This is a genomic window from Halobacillus sp., assembly GCF_049282395.1.
Taxonomy (GTDB): Bacteria; Bacillota; Bacilli; order Bacillales; family Halobacillaceae; genus Halobacillus.
Genome location: NZ_JBAPTY010000373.1, coordinates 1 through 2,921 on the forward strand (window position 1 = coordinate 1; position 2,921 = coordinate 2,921).

At 41.6% G+C, this 2,921-nt stretch carries 3 protein-coding genes; 1 reads left to right on the forward strand and 2 read right to left on the reverse strand.

From position 1 onward, the window contains the following. Together WAM07_RS15565 and WAM07_RS15570 are read right to left on the reverse strand one after the other, a co-directional pair. Positions 1–370, reverse strand: a 370-nt coding sequence (locus WAM07_RS15565) for a DUF3131 domain-containing protein (RefSeq protein ID WP_422168290.1), incomplete at its 3' end; no start/stop codon positions are given. Positions 371–607: 237 nt separating this feature from the next. Beyond that, positions 608–1,267: a DUF3889 domain-containing protein gene (locus tag WAM07_RS15570; protein ID WP_422168292.1), complete on the reverse strand. Its 660-nt coding sequence runs from the start codon at positions 1,265–1,267 to the stop codon at positions 608–610. 372 nt (positions 1,268–1,639) lie between these two features. Here WAM07_RS15570 and WAM07_RS15575 point away from each other — a divergent pair, with 372 nt between their 5' ends. Further along, positions 1,640–2,917, forward strand: coding sequence for an ABC transporter substrate-binding protein (locus WAM07_RS15575; protein ID WP_422168294.1), 1,278 nt, complete (start codon positions 1,640–1,642; stop codon positions 2,915–2,917). The last annotated feature ends 4 nt before the right edge of the window (positions 2,918–2,921 follow it).

Sequence of the window (2,921 nt, forward strand, 5' to 3'; positions counted from 1 at the left end):
ATAACCCATTCCATTTTTTCATATCCTCGAGAGTGTTTAAGGTGGTATGGATTCTTTCTACTGATTCTTCGCGGGAAATTAAACCAGTTTCTTCAGCTGAGATCGTGCTCATCATATACATGGCTATATTCGTAGGAGAGGTGTGTTTATCAGCGTTCATTTCATCGTCATCAAAACGGACCGCGTCATATGTAAGACCGGTATCCTCAATTGTAAAATCTTCAAAGTATCGATACGTTTTCTTTGAAATCGCTTCCAATTGTTTTGATAAAGCAATCTTTTTTCCTTTCGGTGCAGCATGTATGGAGCCTGGCAGAGCGGTAACTACTGTTAGAATGAGCACTAAGAACAACATACAATATTTCTTCAATACTTACACTTCCTTTCATTAATTAGTGAAACGTTTCGATTAATAGTTTACAAGAACAACATTTAAAGGTAAATAATGTAATAGTATGAATCTTCTAAAAATTATAGTAGTAAGAAAGTTGGGTAGAGTGTCACAAAAAAATTTAAGAATTTTATTGTGAACCGGTATTATAGTCTTTACTAAGAAGTTAAAAAGAGACAGTGAAATACTGTCTCTTTGCCTTAACTACTACGCCGTTTACACTTCTTTAAAATTAATCGAATTGATTCTGTCCGTATTCGGATTATAGACAACCGACCCCTGGATATTGATCGTTTCCTGAGGAGATTCCATAACGAATTTATAGACTTCTCTAATTCCCCCACCGTTCACCTGATTTTGACTAACTTTACTATAATCTGTGACGTTATAGTTCGGGTAGGCTGCCTGAATGATCTCGAGCAGATATTTTCCCCATTTTTCTTCTTCCAGTTCGGGAGAGGCGATAATATCGACATTAATAACTCCTAAGTCGATATTGGCGCCGAGAGCCTCAAAAGCTTTTCTATGGAGATTAATTTTATTCGGCGGGTAATTCGGTACTTTGTCGACTACCGTTACAATCACAACTCTTCCGTTTGTAACATTACGAACCTTGATGGCCTGACCGCATTGGTACGGTGAATTGCTTCCAACAGCCGCAGTCATATATTGATTGTTGGACCATGGAATGCCGCATTGGGTAACGGCTCCACCTTCCGTCCATGTGGCCTGACCGCGAACAGGCTGCCTGAAGTCGTAATAGCTTTGGCGATTCGCAAAGTAATTAGGATAAAAATTACGTGAATAAGATTGCTCTTGATAGAGGGCAGGTACATGCGGATAGCCATAGGGAACGTGATAATAATGAGAATACATCCGTTTTCCTCCTGTTTATCATTTATATCCTCATTAGCCTATGCGTGTATGAGGCAGGAGGTGAAAAATAGGTAGGGATTAATTCTGGCTATTTTCAATAGAGTTCACACTTGTAAGGATGTTTCAATAGTCTAGAGGATAGCGTTTAAAATTCATAGTATATTCATAGTAATATGAAAGTAATACCTGTTGGGTCATAGATCCGACAGGTATTTTTTATAAGTACATTTCCAAGCCTCACGATCGGAATACGAGGTAATTATCCATAATATTAGATGAAATATTTAGAATAATTTGAATTATTATGTAAATTAATTTACAGTTGGTTGTAAGAAAGGTTACATATTTGTTTTAACAAAAAAAGGAGGGAGCATGATGAAAAAAACACCAATAAGGCAGGGGATTTTATCGGGAATCATGGTGAGTCTCCTACTTGTTGCAGGATGCAGCTCGGATGAAGCCGCGGGCGACAGTGATGAAGTTACGCTTGTTTATGCAAGAGGTGTCGACACCACGGAAGGAAACGCGAAGCTGATCGAGGCTTTTGAAGAAGAGCATCCGAATATTAACATCAAGTACCGCGAAATGCCGTCGGACAGTGGGCAGCAGCATGACCAGTATGTGACGACACTGAGTGGCCGAAGTGCAGAAATTGATGTATTCGATGCGGATGTGGTGTGGCCGGCGGAATTCGCTCAGGCTGGTTATGTCATGGGATTGGATCGGTTTATTGAAGAGGATAACATCGATATGAACAAATATTTCGAAGGAACCGTCGATTCCGTAACCTTCAATGGCCGAACATGGGCAATGCCGAAGTTTACCGACGCCGGCTTATTGTATTACCGAAGCGATATTGTAGAAGAGCCTCCGGAGACCTGGGATGAACTGAGTGAAATGGCAGGTAATCTCCAGGGAGAAGCGGGGACCAATTTCGGCTATGTGATGCAGGCCAACCAGTATGAAGGTATTGTGGTTAACGCGATTGAGTTCATTCATGCCTATGGCGGAGAGGTTATTAACGATGTAGGAGAAGTGGTCGTAGATAATCCGGAAGCGATTGAAGGAATTCGTAAAATGACCGAAATCGCCCAGTCCGACTACGTTCCAAACAATATTTTGAATTTTACCGAGCTTGAAACTGAAACCGCTTTTATTCAGGGGAATACGGTCTTTGCTCGGAACTGGCCTTATATGCAAGCTTCTTCAGCGAATGAGGAAAAGTCACAGGTTGCTGGGAATGTCGGTTTCTCCTTACTGCCTAAAGGGGATGAGAAGTCCGCATCTACGCTTGGCGGCTGGGTCACGATGATCAATAAGTACACCGAACATCCAGAGGCTGCCTGGGAGTTTGTTAAGTTTATGACAGGCAAAGAAGGGCAGAAGATCAGCGCTACCGTAGGAGGAACAGCTCCGACGATTAAATCTCTTTATGATAATGAAGAGGTAAAAGAAGCTTCCCCGGTATTTGCCAACGAGGCGTTTGTGGAAACCTTACAGAATGCCGTTCCTCGCCCGGTTACACCGAATTATCCAAAAATAACGGACATTATTCAAATTGAGATCTCTAAAGCCCTGGCTGGAGATGTCTCGCCAGAACAAGCGGCACAGAATATGCAAAGAGAGATTGAAAGCGTTGTTAACGACTAAAAGC

Excerpts from the sequence above, each read along its gene's own strand:
- WAM07_RS15570 (WP_422168292.1), bottom strand. The coding sequence starts at position 1,267 with ATGTATTCTCATTATTATCACGTTCCCTATGGCTATCCGCATGTACCT.
- WAM07_RS15575 (WP_422168294.1), top strand. The coding sequence starts at position 1,640 with ATGATGAAAAAAACACCAATAAGGCAGGGGATTTTATCGGGAATCATG.